13 protein-coding genes are annotated in these 22,925 nt (G+C 57.9%); 8 read left to right on the top strand and 5 right to left on the bottom strand.

The annotated features are described in order from the left end of the window. Positions 1 to 7 precede the first annotated feature (7 nt). Genes V6F78_RS21540 through V6F78_RS21530 form a run of 3 tightly spaced genes read left to right on the top strand, consistent with a single transcriptional unit; the run spans position 8 to position 4,280 of the window. Complete coding sequence (locus tag V6F78_RS21540) at positions 8 to 1,132, top strand: GNAT family N-acetyltransferase (protein ID WP_332728220.1); 1,125 nt, start codon at positions 8 to 10, stop codon at positions 1,130 to 1,132. Next, entirely contained in the window at positions 1,132 to 2,892 is a 1,761-nt protein-coding gene (locus V6F78_RS21535; RefSeq protein ID WP_094991392.1) for a sensor histidine kinase, read from the top strand. Before V6F78_RS21540 ends, V6F78_RS21535 begins: the two co-directional genes overlap by 1 nt. Further along, positions 2,889 to 4,280: a sigma-54-dependent transcriptional regulator gene (locus V6F78_RS21530; protein ID WP_047292447.1), complete on the top strand. Its 1,392-nt coding sequence runs from the start codon at positions 2,889 to 2,891 to the stop codon at positions 4,278 to 4,280. Before V6F78_RS21535 ends, V6F78_RS21530 begins: the two co-directional genes overlap by 4 nt. 2 nt (positions 4,281 to 4,282) lie before the next feature. On the opposite strand, the gene metE is transcribed toward V6F78_RS21530, so the two are convergent. Next, the gene (gene metE / locus V6F78_RS21525; RefSeq protein ID WP_047292445.1) at positions 4,283 to 6,595 is read right to left on the bottom strand and encodes a 5-methyltetrahydropteroyltriglutamate--homocysteine S-methyltransferase; all 2,313 of its coding nucleotides are present in this window, start codon (positions 6,593 to 6,595) and stop codon (positions 4,283 to 4,285) included. A 107-nt stretch (positions 6,596 to 6,702) separates the two neighbouring features. On the opposite strand from metE, the gene metR reads away from it, so the two are divergent. Beyond that, positions 6,703 to 7,620, top strand: coding sequence for a transcriptional regulator MetR (metR, locus tag V6F78_RS21520; RefSeq protein ID WP_047273951.1), 918 nt, complete (start codon positions 6,703 to 6,705; stop codon positions 7,618 to 7,620). 33 nt (positions 7,621 to 7,653) lie between these two features. Here metR and V6F78_RS21515 read toward each other — a convergent pair whose 3' ends face one another. The 3 genes from V6F78_RS21515 to V6F78_RS21505 are packed head-to-tail and all read right to left on the bottom strand — an operon-like array spanning position 7,654 to position 9,302. After that, positions 7,654 to 8,184: a GNAT family N-acetyltransferase gene (locus tag V6F78_RS21515; protein ID WP_047292444.1), complete on the bottom strand. Its 531-nt coding sequence runs from the start codon at positions 8,182 to 8,184 to the stop codon at positions 7,654 to 7,656. Between the two features lie 12 nt (positions 8,185 to 8,196). Next, positions 8,197 to 8,835 carry a LysE family translocator gene (locus tag V6F78_RS21510; protein WP_047292442.1) on the bottom strand — a complete coding sequence of 213 codons (639 nt, stop codon included), beginning with the start codon at positions 8,833 to 8,835 and terminating at the stop codon, positions 8,197 to 8,199. A gap of 29 nt (positions 8,836 to 8,864) precedes the next feature. Next, positions 8,865 to 9,302: an NUDIX hydrolase gene (locus V6F78_RS21505; protein ID WP_080963763.1), complete on the bottom strand. Its 438-nt coding sequence runs from the start codon at positions 9,300 to 9,302 to the stop codon at positions 8,865 to 8,867. A gap of 427 nt (positions 9,303 to 9,729) precedes the next feature. Between V6F78_RS21505 and V6F78_RS21500 the strand changes: the two genes are divergently transcribed. From V6F78_RS21500 to V6F78_RS21490, 3 genes are all read left to right on the top strand, one after another. After that, complete coding sequence (locus V6F78_RS21500; RefSeq protein WP_094991388.1) at positions 9,730 to 11,349, top strand: FMN-binding glutamate synthase family protein; 1,620 nt, start codon at positions 9,730 to 9,732, stop codon at positions 11,347 to 11,349. Positions 11,350 to 11,560: 211 nt separating this feature from the next. Continuing rightward, the gene (locus tag V6F78_RS21495; RefSeq protein WP_332728214.1) at positions 11,561 to 16,591 is read left to right on the top strand and encodes a dermonecrotic toxin domain-containing protein; all 5,031 of its coding nucleotides are present in this window, start codon (positions 11,561 to 11,563) and stop codon (positions 16,589 to 16,591) included. Between the two features lie 166 nt (positions 16,592 to 16,757). Next, positions 16,758 to 17,864, top strand: a complete 1,107-nt coding sequence (locus V6F78_RS21490; RefSeq protein WP_048374596.1) for an OpgC domain-containing protein — start codon at positions 16,758 to 16,760, stop codon at positions 17,862 to 17,864. Positions 17,865 to 17,918: 54 nt separating this feature from the next. Here V6F78_RS21490 and V6F78_RS21485 read toward each other — a convergent pair whose 3' ends face one another. Then, complete coding sequence (locus tag V6F78_RS21485) at positions 17,919 to 19,349, bottom strand: amino acid permease (protein ID WP_047273936.1); 1,431 nt, start codon at positions 19,347 to 19,349, stop codon at positions 17,919 to 17,921. A gap of 369 nt (positions 19,350 to 19,718) precedes the next feature. Here V6F78_RS21485 and V6F78_RS21480 point away from each other — a divergent pair, with 369 nt between their 5' ends. Then, positions 19,719 to 22,817 (top strand): transglycosylase domain-containing protein, encoded by a 3,099-nt coding sequence (locus tag V6F78_RS21480; RefSeq protein ID WP_094991322.1) that lies wholly within the window; start codon positions 19,719 to 19,721, stop codon positions 22,815 to 22,817. Positions 22,818 to 22,925 lie beyond the last annotated feature (108 nt).

Raw genomic sequence — 22,925 nt, 5'->3', positions numbered from 1 at the left:
ACGCCACATGATTGAAGCCCACGCCTTTTCATCGATTCAGGCCATCGAACGCGACGCCTGGAATGAGTGTTTTCCAGACGCGCTGGAGGATTGGGATTACATCGTGGCGGTAGAAAAGGCCGGCATTGAGGGATTCAACTGGCGTTACCTGACGCTGTTTGAAGGCCCGACCCTGATTGCCGTCGCCACCGCCTTCACCACCTGCTATCGCCTTGACACCACTGTGCAAGGGGTTGGCAAGCGTTTTACCGAAGCACTCAATCGAGTGCTGCCGGGGCTGATGCAATTACCGCTGTATGCCATCGGCTCGCCGGTCACCGAACAATGCCGCGCCGGCACCGCCCGCCACATCACCCCGTCACAGCGCCCCGCGCTGTTAGGCCGCTTGCTGACCCTCGCGCAACAGGATGCCCGCGCGCTGGGCATCGGCCTGATGGCAGTCAAGGACGTGCCGAGCCATGACGACGATTGGGCAAACAGCTGCAAAGGCGCCGGGTTTCAGTCCATGCCCAGCTTGCCGAGCGCGCTGCTGCCTGTGCCGTTTGACTCGGTCGACGGTTACTTGGGGTCGCTGGGCAAATCCACCCGCAAAGACATGCGCCGCAAATGGCGCGCGCCGGGGCCGCAGGTCGAGTGGCGCAGCCACATCGACGACGTGCTGCCCGACGTCATGCGTTTGTACGAAGCCTCGCTGGCGCGCAGCGACCTGCAATGGGAGCGCTTACCCTCCGCGTATTTCACGGGTATCCTCCAGCAACTGGGTGACCGGGCCCTGTGCGCGCTGTACTGGATCGATGACACGCTGGTGGCCTTTAATCTGGTGCTGCTCGATGAGCACCGGTTGATCGACAAGTTTTTCGGCCACGACCTGGCGCTGACCCGCGAATACAACCTGTATTTCAGGAGCTGGCTGGTGAACGTCGACTACTGCATCCGTAATGGCATCGGGCTGTACGAATGCGGGCAAGCCGGTTACGCCAGCAAGATTCGCCTGGGCTGCACGTTTGAAGGCAACACACTGTTTTTTCGTCATCGCAACCGGCTGATCAATAACGCGCTCAAACTGGTCAAACTGTTCATCCGCCCTGACCGCCATGACCCTGCCATGGCCGCCGCTATAAGCGAGTCCTAATGCCGACCACGTCCGACGCATCGCGCCCCCCGCAACCGTTCAAGGTCTCGCGCTGGACCGTGCAACGCAAACTGGTGCTGGCCTTCTGGCTGGTGAGCGTCATCCCGACCATGATCGCCGCCGAACTGGCCGCCACCACGCTGTCACAGATTTTCGACAGCAACGTGCGGGTCTGGCTGCAAGAGTCGACCAAGATTGTCAAGGATGAGATCAGCGAAATCCTCGCGGACAACGCCCGAGTGGCCAAGCTGTTCTTGCAATACACGCACCCGCAGACCGACCGAACAGTCATTCGCCACGAACGGCTGACCGCCGACATTGCCGATGCCTTGGGTATCGATGTGGTCGCCCTGATTCGCGACAGTGACCACAAAGTGGTGTTCAGCACCGCCAGCGACAACATTGTCGATCAGATCAGTCTGGCGCCGAACGCGGTGTTGCAGACCATCAAGGTAGGCGAAGTGCCGACTGGCACCGTCGTCTCGACGTTCCCTACCACTCAGGACGGTGTGGATTACCAATTATTGGTCGCGACCTACATGGACAGCAGCTTCCTGACCAGCGTGGCCGAAGTCCACTCGCTCGATTTACGGCTCTATCTGCACAACCCCAGCGGCTTTGCCGAGATTTTCTCCAGCCAGCGCTTTGAAGACCGCCAACCTACGGTGCCTCAGGCCATTGAGCAAACCCTGCGCGACACCAAACTGCCCAGCGAACAGTTCACCAGCCGCTACAGCGGTTTGTACTGGCCGATCCTGAACGACACTGGCGAACTGCAAGGCGTGATTTACAGCGGCCTGCTGCGCCACACCAGCCTCGTAGGGCTGGTCAACCAGACCAACCTGTTTGTGCTTATTTTCCTGCTCGGCTCGGTACTCTCGCTGACGGTTGGCTGGCTGGTTTCCGAACGCCTGACACGCCCGTTGCGGGCGCTTTCCGAAGGGGTGCGCGCCGTCACGGCGGGGGATTACAACCAGCGCGTGGCGGTGTCCGGTAACGATGAACTGGCTGAGCTCAGTAGCACCTTCAACCACATGACGGTGCGTTTGGGTCAGCTGCATCACCTCGAAGCGCAACTGCGGCGCCGCGATCGCCTGCACGCGCTGGGGGAAGTGGCCATGGGCCTGGCCCACGAAATCCGCAACCCGCTGGGCATCATCAAAACCGCCACCCAATTGCTGCACCGGCGCGCCGACCTGGGCGACAACGACAAGCGCCACCTTGAGTACGTGGTCAGCGAAGTCACGCGCATCAACGACCTGATTACCGAATTTCTCGACTTCGCCAAACCCCGTGCGCCCGTGCGCTGCGTTCAGCCCGCACGGCCTCTGGTGGAGGACATTCTGGGGTTCTGCAAACCCGAACTTGAGTCTCATCGCGTTGAAGCCCGCATCGATGATCAGGCACCCGGCGCCACCTTGTATGCCGATGCGCGGCAGTTGAAGCAGGCGTGCCTGAACCTGATCATCAACGCCATCGACGCCATGCCCGACGGCGGCCACCTCACCGTCGGCATTGCGCAGGAAGACGATTACACCGTCATCAGCATTACCGACACGGGCGAAGGCATTGCGCCCGACATGATGGAGCGGATTTTCACGCCCTTTGTGACGACAAAAGCCTCGGGCACAGGCCTGGGGCTGGCCAAGGTGTTCTCAATCATGGACAGCCACGACGGCCGCATCGAATGCGTCAGCGACAAAGGCGCCGGTGCCACCTTCAATCTGTATATTCCGGCCCACGGAGGGGATGAGTCATGAGTCATAACGTGCTGGTGGTCGACGACGAACCGAAGCTGTGCGACCTGCTCAGTTCGGCACTCAGCCAGAACGATGTACAGGTGTTCACGGCAGGCAATGGCTTGCAGGCGCTGGCGATCCTGGAACAGCAAGACATTGATCTGGTGATCAGCGACTGGCGCATGCCGGGCATGGACGGCCCGCAATTGCTGGCCGAGGTCAAACAGCGCTACCCGCAGTTGCCCGTGATTGTGATGACCGCCTACAGCACCGTAAAAAACGCCGTCCAGTCGATGCGCAATGGCGCCTACGACTACATCGCCAAACCCTTTGACATTGACGAGCTGGACATCACCGTCAACAAGGCCCTGCAATTTCGCGACATCTTGCGCGACAACGCCCGCATGCGCGCAGAACTGGACGAACATCAGCACGTTGATAGCCTGATCGGTGACAGCCCGAGCTTTCGCCGCGTGTTGCAGGCCATCGACTCCGTGCGTGACAGCAGCGCCACCATTCTGCTGACCGGCGAAAGTGGCACCGGCAAAGAGATGGTCGCCCGCGCCATTCACAAACATGGCAGCCGCGCCGACAAGCCGTTTGTCGCGGTCAACTGTGCGGCGATTCCTGAAGGTTTGCTTGAAAGCGAGATGTTCGGCCACCGCAAAGGCGCGTTTACCGGCGCCGTAGCCGACCGTGTCGGGCGTTTTCTACAGGCCGACAAAGGCACGTTGTTTCTCGATGAAGTCGGTGACATGCCGTTGGCGCTGCAAGCCAAGATTCTGCGCGCGCTGCAGGAGCGGGTCATCGAGCCGGTGGGAGATCCCCGCGAGCGCAAGGTCGACGTGCGGGTCATTGCGGCCACCAACAAAAATCTGCTGGAGGCCGTGGCCAATAAAGAGTTTCGCGAAGACTTGTACTACCGCCTGAATGTGTTCCCGATCCCGCTGCCCGCCTTGCGCGAGCGTGTGGAAGACATTGCCCCGCTGGCCCGCCACTTCGCCCACAGCCTGGGCGCGACGGCCGGTAAACGCATCACCGGCTTCAGCCCCGACGCCTTGCAGGCCATGGCCGAATACAACTGGCCGGGCAACATCCGCGAACTGCAAAACTGCGTTGAGCGCGCCACCATCGTGGCCACCAGCCAGACCATTGAAGACAGCGACTTGCCGCCGTACCTGTTTACCCCACAACCGAATCAACACGGCGCCGTACCGCAATTGGGCCCCAGCGTGCCGCCGGACCTTGAGGCCGCCTTGGCCGAGGTCGAGAAAGCGTACATCCTGGCGGCCTTGCAACAGGCCAACGGCGTGCAGGCGGCTGCGGCGCAATTGATCGGTATTTCAGAAAGAAGCTTTTGGTATCGACTGAAAAAGCTGAACATCCATGTCGAAAAAATAGCCCGCTAAAGTCAGGCCACTTCAGCCCGTAGCTTGCGGGCGGCGGCCACCATGTTGATCAACGCGGCTTCGGTCTCGGCCCAGGCGCGGGTTTTGAGGCCGCAATCGGGGTTGACCCACAACCGTTCTGCCGGGATGCGCTGCGCGGCCTTGCTCAGCAATTTGACCATTTGCGCCGTGTCCGGCACCCGTGGCGAGTGGATGTCATAGACCCCCGGTCCAATGTCGTTCGGGTAATCGAACGCTTCAAAGGCCTCCAGCAACTCCATGTCCGAGCGCGAGGTTTCGATGGTTATCACGTCGGCATCCATCGCGGCAATCGACTGGATCACGTCGTTGAATTCGCTGTAGCACATGTGGGTGTGGATCTGGGTTTCGTCACCTACGCCCGAGGCGCACAGGCGGAAGGCTTCCACCGCCCAGTCCAGGTACTCCTGCCACTGCGCGCGGCGTAACGGCAAACCTTCGCGGAACGCCGCTTCGTCAATTTGCACAATCTTGATACCGGCTTTTTCCAGGTCGAGCACTTCGTCACGGATGGCCAGCGCCAATTGTCGCGCTTGCACGTTGCGCGGCACGTCTTCGCGCGGGAATGACCACATCAACATGGTCACAGGGCCGGTCAGCATGCCCTTCATGACTTTGTCGGTCAGGCCTTGGGCGTACGTGATCCACTCCACGGTCATGGCGTTGGGGCGGCTCAGGTCGCCAAAAATGATCGCCGGTTTCACGCAGCGCGAACCGTAGCTCTGCACCCAGCCATAGTGAGTGAACACGTAGCCGTCCAGTTGCTCGGCGAAGTATTCGACCATGTCATTGCGTTCGGCTTCCCCGTGAACCAGCACGTCCAGACCGAGGCGCTCCTGAGTCTCTACGGCATTGCGGATTTCACTGTGCATGGCGTCGGTGTATTCGCTGGTCGACAACTTGCCCTGTTTGTACGACTGACGCGCCAGACGAATCGAAGCTGTCTGCGGGAAGGAGCCGATGGTTGTGGTCGGAAACGCTGGCAGGTTCAAGCGCGCACGCTGCACTTCGATACGTTCGGCAAAGGGCGATTGACGCTGGCTGTCAGCAGCCGTGATGGCCTCCAGGCGCGCTTGCACCGCCGGTTTATGGATGCGCGGCGAGTGGGCGCGACTGTGCTGTAGCGCGCGGCTTTCGGCCAGCGCCAGTTGCACCTTTGGGTCTTGCGGGATGTTCAGTGCGTCACGCAGCACGGCGATTTCGCTGCATTTTTGTTTGGCGAAGGCGAGCCAGCTTTTGAGCTCCGCGTCCAGTTGGGTTTCGCGGTCCAGGTCCACCGGGCTGTGCAACAGCGAGCACGAACCGGCGACCCACACATTGTCCCCAAAACGTTCTTCGGCCAGTTGCAATTGCGCCAAGGCGTTTTCCAGGTCGCAGCGCCACACGTTGCGACCATTGACCAGTCCCAGCGACAGCACTTTATAGGTCGGCAGGCGATCCAGAATCCCGTGCAACTGGTCCTGAGCACGCACCAGATCAACGTGCAGCCCTTCCACCGGCAGGCTGACCGCCAGACCGAGGTTGTCTTCCAGCCCGCTGAAGTAAGTCGCCACCAGTTTTTTCAGGGGCGAGTACTGAAGAATGTGATACGCGCGTTCGAAGGCGTTTTTCCAGGCTTGCGGCAAGTCCAGCGACAGGATCGGCTCGTCGATCTGCACCCACTCCACCCCTTGCTCAGCCAGGCGCGAAAGGATCTGTGCGTACACCGGCAGCAGGTTTTCCAGCAGGTCGAGTTTGTCGAACGCGTTGCCTTTGGCCTTGCCCAGCCACAGATACGTCAGCGGACCGATGATGACGGGCTTGACCTTGTGGCCCAACGCCAGCGCTTCATCGACTTCCTCAAACAGTTCGTTCCAGCTCAGCTCGAAGCGCTGATCCGGCGTAAATTCCGGGACCAGGTAGTGATAGTTGGTGTCGAACCACTTGGTCAGTTCCTGAGCGTACTGGCCTTGGCTGTGTTCGCCGCCGCAGCAGCTGTGGCTGGCGCCACGGGCCATGGCGAACAGGGTGTCCAGGGTCGGGCGGCCGTTGTGGTCCAGCGTGTTGGCGAAACGCGCCGGGATCGCCCCGAAGGTCAGTGAATGAGTCAGCACCTGGTCGTACCAGGCGAAATCGCCCACGGGCAGCAGATCAATACCCGCGTCTTTTTGCAGTTGCCAGTGTTTGGCGCGCAATTCACGGCCCACGGCTTGCAGCGCGGCGTGGTCGATGTCGCCTTTCCAATAGGCTTCAAGGGCTTTTTTAAGTTCGCGATCCGCGCCGATGCGTGGGAAACCAAGATTGTGGGCCAGGGCCATGACGGCATTCCTCCATGTCAGTAATGGCCCAATTATCGACAGACGGTGCAACATGAGACAAACTCAACGTTTTCGTGTTCATCATCAAAATTACTCATGGAGCACCCGTGCTGGAAATTCGTCACCTCAAAACCCTGCACGCCTTGCGCGAATCCGACAGCCTGGTGGAAGCGGCAGAACGCCTGCACCTGACCCAGTCGGCGTTGTCTCATCAATTCAAAGAGTTGGAAGAACGCATGGGCATGCCGTTGTTCGTGCGCAAAACCAAACCCGTGCGCTTCACCAGTGCCGGTTTACGCCTGTTGCAACTGGCCGACGCCATGCTGCCACTGATGCGCAGCGCGGAGCGTGATATCGCGCGTCTGGTGGGCGGCACGGCCGGACGCCTGCACATGGCCATCGAATGCCACAGCTGCTTTCAGTGGCTGATGCCGACCATCGACCAGTTCCGCGATGCATGGCCCGAGGTGGAGCTCGATCTGGCCTCGGGGTTTGCCTTCGCCCCGCTCCCGGCGCTGGCCCGAGGCGACCTGGACCTGGTGGTGACTTCCGACCCGCAGGAGATTGCGGGCCTGACGTATGTGCCGTTGTTCACCTACGAAGCCATGTTGGCAGTGGCCAATCAGCACCCGTTGGCCAGCAAGCCGTTTATCGTGCCCGACGACCTGAAAAGCGAAACGTTGATTACCTATCCGGTGGAACGTGATCGCCTCGATATCTTCACCCGCTTTCTGGAACCCGCCGACGTGGAGCCCGCGCAAGTGCGCACCTCGGAGCTGACCGTCATGATGATGCAACTGGTCGCCAGCGGGCGCGGCGTCTGCGGCATGCCGCACTGGGCGCTGCATGAATACAGCTCGCGGGGGTATGTAAAGGCCAAGCGCCTGGGGGAAAAAGGCTTGTTCGCCACGCTGTACGCAGCCATTCGGGCAGACATGCTGGATGCGCCCTACATGCGCGACTTCCTGCTGACTGCCAAGGACACCTCGTTCTCGACGCTGGACGGTGTCAGCGCGGTGCGTTGAAATGCGCTCTGCACCTGTCGACGCCGGGCGCAGCTATGCAGCTGCGCCTGCCGGGTCATCCGGTCGATTGACCTGCCGGCGCATGTGCACCCGATCGTAATAGTCCTCGCCCACCCTGATGGCGCAGTCTTCCAGGCCCGACTGTTGAAACCCGCAACGGGTGTACAGCGCCAATGCCGGGAGGCTGTTCGCACTCACCGTCAGCTCAATCACGTTGAGATCGGGTTCTTCTTCAGCCAGTGACAACACGGCCTGCACCAACTGCTCGCCCAGCCCCTGCCCCCGGCAGTGTTCACCCACATACAAGCCAAACAAGGTGGCCTTGTGCTGCATGTCTTCCCAGGGTTCGAACGCCAGACCGACAACCCCCACCAGCTGCCCCTCCACAAACGCGCCATACAGCGTGCTCAGTTCGTCATCCAGCTGCGATTGCCACCAGCTCAGCGGCATTGTTTCGCGACGGGTAATGCTAGAGACAAAGGCCTCGGGGTGCTGTGCGTACGCCTCAAGCATAAGCTGGCGATACGCCCTGGCGTGTGAAGGATTAAGCAGTTCTATAGCCATTACAGGTCCACGTCATACGGTTTTTCGTTGCTCAAGCATCAGTCTCACGGCCAGCGCAGCCAGCACCCCGCCCATCACATAACGCTGCACGGCCAACCACAGCGGGTTGCGCACGAACCAGACGGCAATGCCGGAAGCGAACAATGCGATCAACAGATTCACGGTGAAACTGACGCTGATTTGCGTCAGGCCCAACAGGATACTTTGGATAAACAGCGAACCGTGCTCCGGGCTGATGAACTGCGGAAAAATCGACAGGTAGAACATCGCCACCTTGGGGTTCAGCACACTGGTCAAGAACCCCATCAGAACCTGCCTTGACGGGGCATCCGGCAGCAACTCCCGGGCTTCGAACGGCGAGCGCGCGCCGGGTCGCACCGCTTGCCAGGCCATCCATAAGAGGTACAGCGCGCCTGCCCACTTCAAGGCTTCATAGGCCAGTGGAACCGCGAGGAACACGGCCGTAAGCCCGATCGCAGCCGCCAGCATGTGCACGAAAAAGCCGGCCACCACGCCCAGCAGCGACGTCACGCCCGCCTTACGACCCTGACAGATCGAACGTGAGATCAGGTAGATCATGTTCGGCCCGGGCGTCAGCACCATCACCAGACACGCGGCGGCAAACATCAGCAAATCATGGGCAGGCATCAGGGACAGTCCTTGTCAGCAGTCAGTCGGGATCAGGCAGGAATAATCTGACGGTAGAACGGCAAAATCACATCACGGGTCAAAGGGGCCAGGGTTAGGCCACCGTCCCCGCACGGATCAATCCACTGCACTTCCTCGATCTCCGCAGCCGGGGCCACGACCGCATCGATGTGCAGCAAAAACAGTTCGGCCTGCACTTCAAACCCCGGTTCATTCACCGCAGGCGCGCAAAAATGCCCCAAATAGGTGGCACGGGCCGGGTCGATCGTGAGCGCCAGCTCTTCTTCCAGCTCTCGGGCCAACGCGTCGATGGGTTGCTCATGGGCATCGATTTTGCCACCCGGTTGCATGAACGCTTGGGTACCGCGCTTGCGCACCAGCAAGGTCTGACCGTCAGGGCCGATCAGCACGGCCGCCGCGATGCGAATGGTGTTGGGAGGGATAGCGCAGGAAATATCTGAAGAACTCACAAGAATCAGCCAACTAACCAGAAAGAGCGCGAAGGATCACATGACAGCCATCTGACGAAAAGACACAGATAGCGCGCTGCCAGCTTCAGTCTGTATGGTGAGGTCCTTGAAAGCCCCGTCATTGATGCTGTTTGGGGTCACGCCACGACTTTCGTCGGGATGCTGCGCCCTGCGAAATCTCGTTCAATGGCGAGTCTGCTTTCTGTACTGGCGCTTGCTTGATACAGGGCAAGCACCTCCCCGGGGAAACCTCCAGGCTAAAGAGAGGGTCCCAAGGGTCAGTACGCCATGTTTCAACGCTGCCTGAGCGAGCGCAGATTCATGTCGTACCGGGCCTGACCGCACCGTGAGTCCCCGCTCGTGCTAAAGACGAGCCCTTCAGGCGCAATGGCCTGACTGAACAAATAAGCCTGAAACAGGAAACCGTATGAGCCTGTCACTGTTGAGCCGTTATGCGTTTTTTGCCTTCTGCGTGATATTCACGCTTGCCAGCCTGCCGTTCATGCACCACGAGTGGTTGTGGCCGTTTACCGCGGTCACCCTGGTGTTGAGCCTGATCGGTATTTTCGACCTGCTGCAAACACCCCACGCGGTGCGCCGCAATTACCCGATTCTGGGCAACATCCGCTACATGGTTGAAACCATCCGCCCGGAGATTCGCCAGTATTTGTTGGAGTCCGACAGCGATGCGCTGCCCTTCTCCCGCGCCCAACGCTCGCTGGTCTATTCCCGCGCCAAGAATGAAAGTGCCGATAAACCGTTCGGCACACTGATTGACGTGTACCAGTCGGGCTTCGAGTTCATCGGCCACTCCATGCGCCCTGCGCCGCTGAGCGACCCGGCCAGTTTTCGGGTGATGGTAGGCGGCCCGCAGTGCACCCAGCCGTACTCCGCGTCGGTGTTCAACATCTCGGCCATGAGCTTTGGCTCCCTCAGCGCCAACGCGATCCGCGCACTGAACCAGGGCGCCAAGCTGGGTAATTTTGCCCATGACACGGGCGAAGGCAGTATCAGCCCTTACCACCGGGAAAACGGCGGCGACCTGACCTGGGAACTGGGCAGCGGTTATTTTGGGTGCCGCACCGCCGACGGGCGCTTCGACCCGGAGCGCTTCGCCGTCCAGGCGCAAAACCCGCAAGTGCGCATGATCGAAATCAAGATGAGCCAAGGCGCCAAACCCGGCCATGGCGGGATCTTGCCTAAAGACAAAGTGACGCAAGAGATCGCTGAAACACGCGGCATCATGATGGGTGAAGACTGCATTTCGCCGTCGCGGCACAGCGCGTTTTCGACCCCTATCGAGCTGATGCGCTGGATTGCCCAATTGCGCGAATTGTCCGGGGGAAAACCCGTGGGCTTCAAATTCTGTCTGGGTCACCCGTGGGAGTTCATGGGGATCGCCAAGGCGATGCTTGAAACCGGCATCCTCCCGGACTTTATCGTGATCGACGGCAAGGAAGGCGGCACAGGCGCCGCCCCGGTGGAATTCACTGACCACATGGGTGCGCCCATGCGCGAAGGGCTGCTGTTCGTGCACAACACGCTGGTGGGGCTGAACCTGCGCAGCAAGATCAAACTGGGCGCCAGCGGCAAAATCGTCAGCGCCTTCGACATCGCCAGCGTGCTGGCCATCGGCGCGGACTGGGCCAACTCTGCGCGGGGCTTCATGTTCGCCATCGGCTGCATTCAGTCACAGTCGTGCCACACCAACCGATGCCCCACCGGCGTTGCCACCCAAGACCCCTTGCGCCAACGCGCACTGGTGGTGCCCGACAAAGCGCAGCGGGTGTTCCACTTCCATCGCAACACGCTCAAAGGGCTGGCGGAAATGCTGGCGGCGGCAGGTCTGGACCACCCGTCACAGCTACAAGCCAAGCACTTGGTACGCCGAGTCTCGGCAACCGAAGTCAAACTGTTCTCCCAATTACACGTCTTCCTCAAGCCCGGTGAGTTATTGACCGGTGAAGTCAATGGCGAGTTTTATTCGCGCATGTGGCAAATGGCACGAGCAGACAGCTTTGAACCCAACGTGATTGCGACGGCATAAGGTTCAGTCGTGCGGCACCGGGGGAATGAACATGCCTATCCCCCGGTCGCTTGAAAGAAACGGGGACACTTAAAAAAACACCGGTATTAATTAGTTACTTCTTACATTTCAATACATGCTCACCCACTGACTGACACCATCAACTATTTAGACTTTTTAGCGCACGACAAACTTTCTAGACTCGTATTTTTAACTGTCTGGAGACAACTCGATGCCCACACCCACACCGGTTTTAAATACAGCATCTGAAACCCTGCCCAACTTGCAAGAAGTGGGTATTCACCACGACTTTATAAAAAATACTGTCCGTGAGGCCGTCAGGCAGGCGCCGCACCAAGTCATGTCAAAACTGCCTGAACATGCACTTTCTCTTCCGGCATGGTACACCGGCGCCACGCAGGCCCAACGCGAAGCCCTTAAAGAAATACAGGCCCTTAATAGCCTGTCAATGACAGCCGTCAACACGTACTTGGATCAGGTGCAGACCGTTAATACGTTTGCAAGCCCATTATTAAAAGCGGCGTTACTCAAACGATTCGGCATTGAATGCGACGTCGAAAAAAACATCATCACTCACACCAAACTCAATCTATTCACCCAAGAAGTCGAAAGTTCCACGACGCAAACGTTACTGCAAGCAGCCCTGCATAACTTCGACGAAAGCCAGGCGCAACCCGACGGTTTTCCGAAAGGTTCTTACTTGTGGACACATCAATCAGAGGGCTCTGACAAACCGGCGCCACGCGTGATTGATATCCCGCCGGTTGATTTTGCTCGCCTGTGTCGAGACCTGGATATCGGTGGCAAGTACCAGGCTCACCTCACGCGCATTTTCAATCCCGCTGACAGCGCCGCTAATCATCAATTGATCCACACCTTCGAACGCCATGATCGCGATGTGTTGATGCTACAGGCTCAGATTGCACTTATGAAAGGTGACATCAGCACCAGTACCCATAGCCTGTTGATACGTTATGCCCAGGGTGAAGAAAAACCTTTATTCAATACATTGCCCTTGACGTGTAATGCCCTGCACATGGACGACATCCCGTTCAACTCCATGATTCTGTCACATGGCGACCCGCTTGAACTGGATCGTCGTTGCATACTTTATATACCCGGCGACCCAATCAGTTGCATCAAAGAGTACCCCTCCATCCGCATGGCCTCGGCCGACTGGATGAGAAAAATGCAAGATGCGCAGTACCGTCAGTTTTTTATCCACCTGGCGCCGCAGTCTCAAAAACTTAGGCTTCTCAAACGTTTGAACTTACGGTTTATCAAGCACAATAACGACCCGCTTGAAATGACGCGCACACCCGTGCGGGGCAATCTGTTTAGTCATCTCGTTGAATATAAGAAGTTTCAGCTCCTGAACGACGCACGTTTTCTAGCCGTGCCCACGTCGGAAATAAATCGCGTCTCGCTGATCAACCGACTTGAGCATTATTTCGACGTCAGCCTGAATGTACTCAATGTCGCCGCGCTATTTATCCCCGGACTGGGGGAGGTGATGACGGTGGTCTTCGCCGCACAGATCCTGACCGACCTCTACCACGGCATTGAAGCGTGGGAGCAAAACGATCAGGCACTCGCCTGGTCCTATACCCGAAGCGTATTGATCAATGTGGCCTTTATTGCGGCGGCAGGAAAACTGGCCAAGGAATTGACGGCGCCGCCTGTCATCGAAAAGTCGCCGCTGGTTGAAGAGCTGGACATGTTTGAACTGCCGGACGGCAGCCAACAGCTCTGGAAACCGGACCTCACTCAGTTTGAACATGACGTTCCCCACACGGCCTCGACCAAAGCAGACAAACGCGGACTCTATACTCACCAGAACAAAAGTTATGTGGCACTGGAAGGCAAGCAGTATCAAGTGCAGCACCAGTCTGAAAATACCTACCGCCTGAAACACCCCAGCCGGCCTGACGCCTATTCGCCGTTAATCACCTCCAATGGTCAAGGTGCCTGGATACATGAAATTGAAGAAATCGACACATGGGCAACCACTACCTTTGTTCGTCGCCTTGATGCATCCCTCCAGGGGCTCAGCGATGAGCAGGCACTGTCTTTATTAAAAGCTTCGGGCACAGAGGAATCAGCCGTACGACAGAGTTTTATCGATCAGAAAGCGCCTCCCGCCCTGCTGGATGATTGTGTTCAGCGACTCAAAGCGCGTCTTGAACTCAAGCGATTCATTGCACAGATGCGGGCGGGCGACACAACAGCCGATCCTTTATTGCAACTTACAGTGATGACCCACCACGAAATGTGGACCCCTAAAAAAACCCTGCGCTGCATCGACAGTTCTGGAAAGGTCATCATGGAATATGGACCTGTCAGTGAAGGTAAAACACCTGTTATCCAGGTACTCGACAGCCAAGTACGTGAGGGCCAATTGCTTAAGACAGTACTGATGTCGTTAAGCAATGCGGAAATCGAATCCTTGATCGGAACAGACCCCGTGACGGGTACTGTCGTGCTTGACCTGAACGAACAGGCAACGTTATTGAGTTCCAGAATTGCTGACCACGCGCAACACCTGCAAGAAAACGTGCTGGACGCGGTGTACGCGCAGTCTCAGGAGTCTGAGGATCTGTGGGTGAAGAAACTGAAAGAGGCGCATCCAACACTGCCGCTGTCCGCCGCCAACGAAATCATCAGCACAGCCAACACCTCTGAAATCGTGCAGTTGGAAGCAGGCCGCATTGCGTTGCGTTTACAAGAGGAGGCCCGACTGCTTGAGGAAGAAAACCGGCTAATGCGTGCCTATGAAGGGTTTTACTTCGATTACCGCACTTCGCCAGATGCCCACAAACTGATACTCCACAGCTTGGCCGACATGCCAGGTTGGCCCACGGATTTCAGGCTGGAAGTTCACGACCTTAAACTCTCTGGAACGCTGCTCGATCAGGTGGGCGCACCGGATGCATCGATTCGTAAAGTACTGGTCAAACAAGGTGATCGCTACATCACGTACAACGGCGAGGATCAAATGCTGCATCCTCTGGATGACATGTATACCAGCGTACTGCATGCCTTGCCCGACCTACAAAGAGCCGAGTTAGGCTTCCCTCACACCAGTCAGGGTCAACAGCTCAAAGAGGCGCTGAAACAGCACCAACCGCTGACACGCTCCAGGCTGCGTACCGTATTGGGCATGCCCCCGGAGATACTCGCACCCCGCTCACCGCTTCGCCTGGCAAAAGGACGCACCGGTTACCCGCGACTGGACATCGAGGGGGCACGTTGTACCCGGGCACCGTTTGCCTGTATTTCCACTCATCCTCGAAGAATCCGGCATTTGAAGTCCAAGTTGTACCCCGCCCACAGTACTGAAGACGTTCAGAACTTTATTGGCGTTGACAGCTTGTTCAGCCGCGAAGGTTTGAATCGACTTGAAGCACTGAACAAAGAGCTCAAAGGGTTGAAAAAGACCCTGGAAGACTGGCAACAAGAACCTTTGGAGTTTGTGCAAATCAGCGACGCGCATATTCGCCAGGTGCACCTGCGTGACAAAGCCCGTTTCGCCGACAAGCTGATCAAATGCTGGCAGCGCACCCCCGACTCAGGAAACTTGGTACATGGCTCGCGACTGGATTTCAGCAATACTCAGCTAGGAACCTTGCCCATCCTGGAGGCCGATTTCAGTCATGTCACTTCACTGAAAATGAATAATCAATACCTGCACCCTAGTATGGATTCGTTTTTAAAGCACTTCCCCTCACTGCACGAGCTTTCTCTGGAGTCCACCCATCTACGCAAGCTCCCTGAGTCACTGTTCACTTTGCAGGAGTTGAACGTGCTCAAGTTGCACAAGAACAAGCTGGCATTCACTGCAGAGACTGCCGGCAAACTCGCCAACCTGAAAAAAATCACGGTGCTTGACCTCAGCCATAATAAGTTAGATCTCCTGCCTGATTTCAGCCAGATGACTGAACTACGCCGTCTGAACTTAAGCCAAAACCGACTCACGCAATGGCCAGCGGGGGTCAACCAATTGCAGCATTTAACGCACTTCGACTTGCGCGCAAACAGCATCACTTCGCTGCCGGCTGGGTATTTTCAATTGCCTGCAATCCGATTGAGATCGACTTTTCTACATGACAATCCGCTGAACGCCCGGACCCATGATTTAGTCAATGAACTCAGAACCCGTTTAGGGCTTCCCCTTGAGACACGTGTCCATGTAGCCGATACGCCGCACCCGGCCAATTTGTGGCTGAGCGCCGATACGCCACCTGCCGATATCCGTTTAAAAAATGAGCTGTGGGACGCTTTACACGCCGAGCCCGACTCTGAAAATTTCTTCAAGGTCATACGCGATCTGGTTGCCAGTGCAGATTATGAGCGTGACCGCATCCTGTTGACGGATCGGGTCTGGCAGGTACTTGAAACCGCGGCACTAGACAGCGAATTCCGTGCGACCGTGTTTGCACACTCGATTGAAAATGAAACCTGTGTCGACCGCGTCTCCACCCTTTTCAGTCGCTTCGGTTACAGGGTGCTGCTGCGCGAAGCCTTATTGGCTGAAGGGGCTGAAAAAGAACTCGCCTTGCTTAAGTTAATGAAAAGCGAAGTTCGGCTGATCGAACTCAATGACATCGCTCAAACCCAGATTGAACTGCAGCAGGCCGCCTATGAAACCGCTCGACGCAACGCCCAATTGCCCGTGTCGGAGATTGACCGCCTTAAACCCGACCCGCTAGAGGTGAAACTGATTTACCAGGTTGACCTGGCGAAGCGGTTGGAATTGCTCTGGCAGCCAGCCCATATGAAGTTCAGGAATGTCGCCAAGGTAACGCCGGCTCAAATTGAAGATGCCTACCAGATCGTCGTCAATAAAGAAGCCAGGCCCGGTTTTATGGCCAAGCAACTCCTTGAGCAAGAACCGTGGAAAAACCATATCGAATCAACGTATAAAGCCAGCATCAAAACCAGCAATGCCTTGTTCGATCAACGCTATCTGGAACTTGAAAACCTGCGTGAAACACACCAATTGTGGGTGGATGCGACGCAAGCCGGCGATCAGGCACTGCTGACGAGTCTGCAAAGCGAACTCAAACAGCTGGCAGAAAAACTGGTGATTGATGAACGCAAGGTTTTCACACAATCATCGGCGTTTGAAGACCTCTACCATGCCGAACTGACCGCAGTGGCCACCAATAAGGCCAAAACCCTCGAACAGATCACGCAAGGCATTCTCGATAAAAAGCCGCTTGAGGTCATTGAGGAGGAATAAAAAGGGATTTAAACGTCTCAACGTCGATGATCAGAGACACGGCGTAATATCAAGACTTTGCAATTACTGACAATTGCCTTCACCCTGCGCGCCGCCGCTGTGCGGCGCGCAACCTCTGCTGCGCAGGCCGGACTTTTTCTAATCTTGATATCTGAGTACTTCCGTGATGACGACCGGACGCGACCACCGCATCGATTTCTTTCGCGCACTGGCGCTTATTTTTATTTTCTGGGATCACATCCCGCACAACCCGCTGGCTGAACTGACCGTGCGCAACTTCGGTTTCAGTGATGCCGCTGAAATTTTCGTTTTTCTGGCCGGGTATGCCGCGGTACTGGCTTACGGAAAAATCGCACAGCGGGACGGCTTTCTTCGGGCAGGCATTAAAATTCTGCGCCGCGCCTGGGTGTTGTACGTGGTGCATATTTTCTTGCTGGCGGTACTGATGGGCATTGTGTTCTTTGCCAACAATCACGTCGAAACCCGAGATCTGGTGCAAGAAATGGGGTTGCAGTACTTTTTGAGCAACCCGCAACAGGCGCTGACCGACGAACTTTTATTGCGTTTCAAGCCCAACTTGATGGACCCGTTACCGCTTTACATCCTGCTATTACTGGGCTTAGCGCTGGTATTGCCCTTGCTGCTGCGCAAGCCTGCGATGGTGGTAGGTGTTTCTTTTCTGGTGTACCTCACGGCCCCCTACTGGAACCTGGCGGCACAAGAAGGTGGGGTGTGGTTTTTCAACCCGCTGGCGTGGCAGTTCCTGTTTGTACTCGGCGGCGCTGCGGCCCTTTGGGCGCAACGCGATAAAGCGCCTGAAACCCGCCCGCTGATGCGTCAACCGCTGTTCTTGGGTTCAGTAACATACCTGGTGCTCGCAGGGCTGCTGGCTCTGTCCTGGAAGTGGCCTCAAGTGCACGATGCCCTCATGCCGCTGTGGCTGGGCGAGCACTTGTACCCGATCAGCAAGACCAACCTGTCCTCTGTGCGTTTATTGCACTTTCTGGCACTGGCTTACGTGGCTGCAAAAGTGGTCCCCCACAGTCACTGGCTCAACCTTTGGCTGGTACGGCAAGCCTGTCGCATGGGGCGTTATTCGCTGGAAGTGTTTTGTTTGGGGGTGATTTTGGCGCCACTGGCCGACATGCTCAATGCACTGGGCGGTGACACACTGGCGATCAAACTGATCAGCGCCGTGTTGGGCGTGGGGATGATGGCGGTACTGGCAGCGTGGCTGGACTGGAACAAACAGTTGAATGCCACTGCAAAATAACCGTGCCGCAACGAGTTCACTCGCTCCGGCACGGTGTGTCACTGGGTCAGTGCATCAGCTTTTTTTCAGCTGCGCGCCCGGGTTTGGCTCGCTCACCTGAGTCGGCTGCAACTTGAACACGTAAAACAGCACGGTCAGCAGGATCAGGAACGCAGGCCCTACAAACAGCGCCACGCGTGTCTCCACAAAGTACGCCATCAGCCCGACCACCAACAGCAAGAACGCCAAAGCGGCATAGGAGCTGTACGGGTAGAGCCACATGCGGTATTTGAGGGCGGCGGCTTCTTCCGGGCTCAGGTTTTTGCGAAAGCGCAGTTGCGCCAGCAGAATCATCAACCAGGTCCAGATCGCGCCGAAGGTGGCGATGGCCGTCACCCACACAAACACTTTTTCCGGAGCCAGGTAGTTCAGCACCACGCCCAGCAACAACATTGCAATCGACAGCAATAACGCCTGACGCGGCACGCCGTTCTTGGAGGTTGTACCGAAATTGGCAGGCGCCTGACCATTCTGCGCCAGGCTGTAGAGCATGCGCCCGGTGCTGAAAATGCCGCCGTTGCACGACGACAATGCCGCCGTAATGACCACGAAGTTGATGATACCGGCAGCGGTCTTGATACCCAGACGCTCAAAGGTCATCACGAACGGGCTGCCCTGGGTGCCGATTTCGTTCCATGGATAAATCGACAGGATCACGAACAGCGCGCCCACGTAGAACAACAGAATGCGCCAGAACACCGAGCCAATCGCACTCGGAATGGTCTTCTGGGGGTTTTTCGCTTCACCGGCGGTGAGGCCGATCATCTCAACGCCCAAGTACGCAAACATCACCATTTGCAGGGACATCAGCACGCCCTGCACCCCATTGGGCATGAAGCCGCCGTGGGTCCACAGGTTGGAAATACCCAGCGCGACGCCATCGTTGCCAAAACCGAAGGCGATGATACCGATGCCACCGAGCACCATCGCAATGATGGTCACGATCTTGATCAGGGCAAACCAGAACTCGAACTCACCGAACGCCTTGACCGCGATCAGGTTGATCGAGCCCATGCTGATCAGCGCCGCGAGCGCCCAGATCCAGCGCGGGACATCCGGGAACCAGATCCCCATGTACACCGCCACCGCCGTGATTTCCGCGACGCAGGTCACCAGCCACAGGAACCAATAGTTCCAGCCGGTCAAAAAGCCTGCCAGCGGGCCCAGATAATCTTGTGCGTAGCGGCTGAACGAGCCGGCTACCGGGTTGTGCACGGCCATTTCGCCGAGCGCGCGCATGATCACCAGAATGGCCAGGCCACCGATGATGTACGACAGCATGATGGCAGGGCCTGCCATTTCAATTGCCTTGGCCGAGCCCAGGAACAGGCCGACGCCGATACAGGCGCCAAGCGCCATCAAGCGAATGTGACGCTCGCCCAGTTCACGCTTGAGCGGACCGCCCTGAGCGGTGTCGCTGTGGGGCTGGTGGTTGCCGACTGGCATAAAAGTACAACCTCATATTGTTATTGGATGTGGCATCAATCGGGCGTTCTATCAAGCCGGGCGTGTGGTCCGGCTCCCCTCTTGATCGGCCCGGACCTCGTGGGTCGACAGGTCAAAAGGGAAATGCCCTACTGAGATCGGCGGCGAGTATTGCACAGCGTTGGTGCACAGTCATGCCCCTACCTAGGACGTATTTACCTTACTTGAAGGCTCTATCCCTACGTTCTTGGGCGAATCGCCTCACCGCCGCAAGTGAGGCAACGGATGGGAATCCCGCGCGAAGAACGGCACACAAAGTTCTCGTGCCCGTGGCCCACCGTCTACGCTTGACTCAAGCGCAGCCAAAATGCGCACGTGGATCGGTCAACTATGGGCGCACTGTGGCATTCAAACTCCAGCAAACTCGCAGTGCCTGATACGGCAGTGGAGGACGCCCCGTCCCCGGCCCCACGGCACCGCGGGCGGCGTTATGGCTGGATGGCGTTGGGCGTGTTGCTGTTGATCGCGCTGGTGGTTCTGGGGTTCGCCATCGAAAAAGAAGTGCGCACGTCGCGGCTCCAGGCGCAAGCGTTCAGTCGCTTTGCCGCAGCCCTGAACTATTCGATGCACGCGGGCGCCAGCGACTCCATGCTGTATCCCGGCGCAGGGCCGTTCGACAAGCGCTTGGGTTACAGCTCGCTGGGCGACTTTTTGCCGCGCCTGTTAAAACGCGATTACGTGATTGCCGAGCAAACTCGCTTCTCACCAGAACTGTTGAGCTACAGCAAGAAAGGGTTTTTCGTCCCCTACTCGGAAAAGATTCAGGCCGGGCTCTCCATCACGGACTGCTCGGGCGCACCGCTGTACCACTACAACTACCCGCAGCAGCTGTATTCCGACTTCGCCAGCATCCCGCCCGTGGTGGTGCAGAGTTTGCTGTTCATTGAAAACCGCGACTTGCTCGACCCCGCCCAGCCGTTGGCCAACCCGGCGGTGGACTGGCCGCGTTTCGCTATGGCCGCCTGGTCACAGGTGGCCAAATTACTCCACTTGCCCGGCCAGTCAGCGGGTGGCAGCACGCTGGCCACCCAGCTTGAAAAATACCGGCACTCCCCCGATGGGCTGACCGTGTCGGGCAGTGAAAAACTGCGGCAGATGGTGTCTGCCAGCGTGCGCGCGTATCAGGATGGCCCCGACACCTTAAAAGCACGCCAGACGATTGTGCGTGACTACCTCAACAGTGTGCCGTTGTCGGCGGTGCCCGGGCATGGCGAGGTGCACGGTATGGCCGAGGGCTTGCGCGTCTGGTACGGCGCCGATTTCAATCAGGTCAATCAGCACCTGGCCAGCACCGCCAGCGACCCGCAAAGCCTGGCGCAACGCGGGTTGGCGCTGCGCGAAGTGCTGTCACTGATGATTGCCCAACGCCGACCTTCGCATTATTTGGCCAAAGGCCGCGACGAGCTGGCGGGGCTGACTGACAGCCATATCCGCCTGCTGGCCCAGAATCAGGTGATCAACCCTGCTCTGACCACTGCAGCACTGGCCAGCCGTGTGACTTACCGGGACTGGAACACCGCCCCGACGATCCAGCCGATTGAAACCAACAAAGGCATCAGCGTGGCCCGCGGTCGTTTGTCGGCCCTGCTCCAACGCCCGCTGTATGACCTTGACCGCCTCGACCTGTCAGCCACCAGCACCTTGCAGTACGACTTGCAGCGCCAGGTCAGCGAATACCTGCGCAACCTGGCCGACCCCGCTGTTGCCGGCAAACTCGGACTGCTGGGCGAGCGGTTGCTGACCCCCAGCAGCACGGCGCAGGTGCGGTACAGCTTCACCTTGTTTGAGCTGACGCCCGATGGTGCCCGCGCACGGGTGCAAACCGACAGCACGGACCAACCGTTCGACATCAATGAAGGGAGCAAACTGGAGCTGGGCTCGACCGCCAAGCTGCGGGTGATGACCACTTACCTGCAAATCATCGCTGAGTTGCATGAGCGGTACGCGGGCCAGTCCAGCGCCAACCTGAAGAAAGTCCAGATCAATGAGCAAGACCGCTTGAGCCGTTGGGCCGTGGACTACTTGATCCGCGACCCGAACGCGAGCCTTGCTGGCATGCTCGATGCAGCGCTCAACCGCACCTATTCGGCAAATCCTGGAGAGCGTTTTTTCACCGGCGGCGGTATGCACCACTTCAACAACTTCCGCATTCAGGACAATGGCCGTAACCCGACCCTGCGCGACGCGATCCGTGAATCCATCAACCTGCCGTTTGTGCGCCTGATGCGCGACGTGGTGCGTTACACGACGTATCAGGCACCGAGCAACAGCGCAGAACTGCTCAAGGACGACCTCAACCCCCGTCGGCAGGAATACCTGGCGCGCTTTGCGGACCGTGAAGGCACCACCTACATGCTCAAGTTCTGGAAAAAATACAAAGGCAAGGATACGCAGGCACGCCTCGATACCTTTTTGGACAGCATGCACCCCACCCCTATTCGCATGGCGGCGGTCCACCGGTATCTGTTTCCGCGCGCCGATCAGGCGACTTTCAACAGTTTTGTGCGTTCGCATTTACGCAGTGACAAGGTGCCTGACGAGCGCCTGGCCAAACTCTATCAAAGCTACAGTCCTGGCGCGTATGACCTGCCGGATCAAGGCTACATTGCCAAGGTCCACCCGCTGGACCTGTGGTTGATGGGGTATTTGCTGAACAACCCGCAAGCCACCTTTCAGCAAGCCGTCGCCGCCAGCCAGTTTGAGCGTCAAGAGGTTTACAGCTGGCTGTTCAAAAGCCGACACAAGAGTGCCCGTGACAGCCGGATTCGCACGATGCTGGAGATTGAAGCGTTCCTCGATATCCACCAGCGCTGGCAGAAAGTCGGTTATCCGTTTGATCACCTGGTGCCTTCGCTGGCCACCGCGCTGGGCAGCTCGGGGGATCGCCCTGCAGCGCTCTCCGAGCTGATGGGGATTATCTTGAACGATGGCGTGCGTTTGCCGGTGTTGCGCATCGATACCCTGCATTTTGCCGCCGACACCCCCTACGAAACCCGCCTGATCAATGACCCCGACAAAGGCGAGCGGGTCATGCCCAGTGAAGTGGCCACCGCATTGCGCCAGGCCCTGTCACAGGTGGTAGACGCCGGTACGGCACGTCGCGTGTCCGGCAGTTTCAAACAACCCGACGGCAGTGTCTTGGCCATGGGCGGCAAAACCGGCACCGGCGATAACCGCATCGAAAGCATGGGCGCTGGCGGGCGGCTTATCAGTTCCAAGTCGATCAACCGTACAGCGACGTTTGTGTTCTACATCGGCGAACAGCACTTTGGCACCCTGACAGCGTTTGTGCCCGGTCGCTCGGCCGAAGCCTTCACGTTCACCTCCGCGTTGCCGGCGCAAGTGCTCAAAGGCATGGCGCCCATCCTCACCCCCTATCTGCAACCCGCCACCCACACGTTATGTCATCCGCCCACCGCACAGTTGTAACCCCTGGACACACCCGCAGCGGCCCCCCCTGCGCTCACTTGAGAATCGTTACCGTTCATCCTTTCGGCTTGAACACTCTTAAGATATATCTTAAGTTGTATCTAACTT

The organism is Pseudomonas sp. ESBL9 (assembly GCF_036668715.1).
In the GTDB taxonomy this organism is placed as follows: domain Bacteria; phylum Pseudomonadota; class Gammaproteobacteria; order Pseudomonadales; family Pseudomonadaceae; genus Aquipseudomonas; species Aquipseudomonas lundensis.
Note: the sequence above shows the minus strand (reverse complement) of the source record. Positions and strands in the feature narration are given on the sequence as shown.

Excerpts from the sequence above, each read along its gene's own strand:
- V6F78_RS21540 (WP_332728220.1), top strand. The coding sequence starts at position 8 with ATGATTGAAGCCCACGCCTTTTCATCGATTCAGGCCATCGAACGCGAC.
- V6F78_RS21535 (WP_094991392.1), top strand. The coding sequence starts at position 1,132 with ATGCCGACCACGTCCGACGCATCGCGCCCCCCGCAACCGTTCAAGGTC.
- V6F78_RS21530 (WP_047292447.1), top strand. The coding sequence starts at position 2,889 with ATGAGTCATAACGTGCTGGTGGTCGACGACGAACCGAAGCTGTGCGAC.
- metE (WP_047292445.1), bottom strand. The coding sequence starts at position 6,595 with ATGGCCCTGGCCCACAATCTTGGTTTCCCACGCATCGGCGCGGATCGC.
- V6F78_RS21515 (WP_047292444.1), bottom strand. The coding sequence starts at position 8,184 with ATGGCTATAGAACTGCTTAATCCTTCACACGCCAGGGCGTATCGCCAG.
- V6F78_RS21500 (WP_094991388.1), top strand. The coding sequence starts at position 9,730 with ATGAGCCTGTCACTGTTGAGCCGTTATGCGTTTTTTGCCTTCTGCGTG.
- V6F78_RS21495 (WP_332728214.1), top strand. The coding sequence starts at position 11,561 with ATGCCCACACCCACACCGGTTTTAAATACAGCATCTGAAACCCTGCCC.
- V6F78_RS21490 (WP_048374596.1), top strand. The coding sequence starts at position 16,758 with ATGACGACCGGACGCGACCACCGCATCGATTTCTTTCGCGCACTGGCG.
- V6F78_RS21485 (WP_047273936.1), bottom strand. The coding sequence starts at position 19,349 with ATGCCAGTCGGCAACCACCAGCCCCACAGCGACACCGCTCAGGGCGGT.
- V6F78_RS21480 (WP_094991322.1), top strand. The coding sequence starts at position 19,719 with ATGGGCGCACTGTGGCATTCAAACTCCAGCAAACTCGCAGTGCCTGAT.